This is a genomic window from Rodentibacter rarus, assembly GCF_001998965.1.
Lineage (GTDB): Bacteria > Pseudomonadota > Gammaproteobacteria > Enterobacterales > Pasteurellaceae > Rodentibacter > Rodentibacter rarus.
Genome location: NZ_MLHJ01000158.1, coordinates 1 through 2,655, shown reverse-complemented (window position 1 = coordinate 2,655; position 2,655 = coordinate 1). Strand labels below are relative to the sequence as shown.

Annotated in this window: 1 protein-coding gene; it reads left to right on the top strand. The window is 43.4% G+C overall.

Translation table 11 applies throughout. From position 1 onward, the window contains the following. The coding region (locus tag BKK50_RS12570; protein ID WP_158074681.1) for a hypothetical protein at positions 1 to 2,549 on the top strand (2,549 nt) is incomplete at its 5' end. Positions 2,550 to 2,655: the final 106 nt, after the last annotated feature.

Genomic DNA, 2,655 nt, shown 5'->3' with positions numbered 1-2,655 from the left:
TCACGGTGAATGATACCTCCACTGTTCCAACACCGAAGATCGAAATTACTCAGATTGCGGGGACGGAAGAGCCTGAAAATAATGAAACCACCGGTGCAGATGCACCTTATGCGAAGATTAAGCCTGAAAATGTTGCAGATGGCTTTGTGATTTCCGGTAAGAGTGAATTATTACCGGAAAGAACGGAGATTACAGTCACCATCACAAATCCGGAAACAAATCGTGTGGATTATACCGGTAAAGCAACGGTTGGGGCAGATGGGACATGGACGCATAATGTTTTACCATTCACCCAGGCAACCGCCGCTGATGCAACATTGGGTGTTGAGGCGCAGGTCGTACAAGGTCTTCAAAATTATTCACCAACGGTGTCATATCAAATTAAGGCGGCTGCACGGATTAATGGCGAAACGGTCACCGATACGGATAGCACCATTGCAGCACCAAAAGTGGTGGATAAATATCTGATGGATGATTTAACGGATGAAGCACCAAAAGTCAATGAATATTATGCGCAAGCAGGTGTACGAGGTGCCGATTACATCGGAAGAATTGATTCTGCGACAAATTTTGATAGCGCATTAAATAAAGCTTCAGGCTTAACGAATGATAAAGATGCCACATTCCATTTCACATTGGATAAAGCTTTAGATGATACTCAATCTATAAAAGTCTATCGCTATCAACTCGGGACATTAACCGCTGAAAATGGTAACAAAACTGAAGTGGAATATGGTGATACGGATGTTAGCGGACAACTCGGTGCACCGGCTGTTCAAGCAGATGGAACCGTTACTTATACGCTTACACCGACAACTCCATTAGGGGATACTTATAATGCAGCGTATCGCTATAAAACCGTTATTGTTGATAAAGTGACAGGTCAAGAATTAAGCAGTTCAAATTTTGATTTCCGTTTAGATACCTTGGTTGAACAAATGGATGTGATTAATATGAACTCTGATCAAAAAACGATGACATTGAAAGCGCGCGATCTGTCCGAGCTGAGTGCGATTATTAGTTTCCAATTTAAAGATGCCTCGGGGAATTATTCTACGGTTAAAAATGTGACCCAAACCGGGGTGGGTGAATATACGATTAGTATGCCGGATTGGAATCGTTTCCATGTTGGCAGTGTGAAAGTTGTCACCGTGGATGCCGCAGGTAATACCGGTGAAACCGATATTACGGCATTGCGTAACTTATGGACGGCGATTACGCCAACCGAGGGCGTGAAAGTCAATGATCCTCCGGGTAGACCATTGGGACTGAATCTTCATGTTGATCAAGATACCGGCGCTAATCCTGTCAGAAACAATCAGCAAAAAGTTGCGAGTGCGGCAAACGGTGGTTTAGTCGGGAATGATACCAATCAATCGGTTTATTTGGGCTTAGATAATTATCCGGGTGCATTAGCGCCAAAAGATGTTGGTGGTGCTCAATTGAGTAATGGTGCCCTTGGATTTACGACAAGAGCAGCCGGTGGAACCATCAGAAAAGCCCTTGTTGAACTCGGTGCAGGTGATGACTCTCTCCATATTCGAGGAAATGTACTCGATTTTTCTCGTGATGGTTATGTTGATATGGGCGCAGGGAATGACAAGATCAGTATTGGGGGTTCTTTACTCACTGCTGCGCATTATCATTTCAAACTTGGTGAAGGAAATGACATTCTTGAGATTCATAACAGTGTCGCCGGTGACTCTAAGGCAATTTATGATATGGGCGAAGGTCATGACATTATCCGGGTTTCCGGTAATTTCTCCGGCGGAAAAACCATTAACATGGGAGATGGCGATGATCAAATTGTTGTCGGTGGTAGAATGTGGAATGGTATCTCGGGTGTCGAATCCAATATAGATATGGGTGATGGAAATGATCTGATCCAAGTTGGCTCAATGTCATATAAAACCAATATCAATTTTGGTAAAGGGAATGATACGATGATTATCGGCTATACCTTAGATGACCAAGCAACAGGTACGATGGACTTTGGGGCGGGGAATGATAGATTGACCGTGGGCGATTTGCGTGGTTTATACGCATTCAGAATGGGTGACGGTGATGATATCGTGACATTAACAGGTCGGTTACTGGGTAATAACGTCATTGATGGTGGCGGAGATGGTCATGACACATTGGTGATCACAAACACCGGTAGCGTAATTCAGATGAATCACGTGATCAATTTTGAAACCATTGATCTCAGTGCCGCCGGTTCACAACGTATCGGTCTCTCTGTTGACTACATTAAAAATGGTATGGGTGACACTACGAAACACCTTTATATTAAAGGGTCAGCAGCGGATGTTGTGGATCTTGGTAATAACAATAAGGCGATTTCTTCACAAGATTATACCTTAGGTGGCGTGACTGGAAAACGCTACAAGGATGGTGGGAGAGCGCTTGAGAAAAATTGGGATTACTGGGAAAAAATTGGCACCGATACCAAAGAGGGAATTACATATGATAAATATACCCACACGGCAGCCTCCGGTGCGCCAAGTGAGGAATATGTCTATATCCAACAAGGTATTCAAATCATCTAATTTCTTTTGATGGCTTAGCTTAACTCAACGCCCCTAAGATTCGTCTTGGGGGCGTTTTTTACAAAAAGAGCGGTCGGTTTTTTTTGATTTTTTCCGGTATTATGTA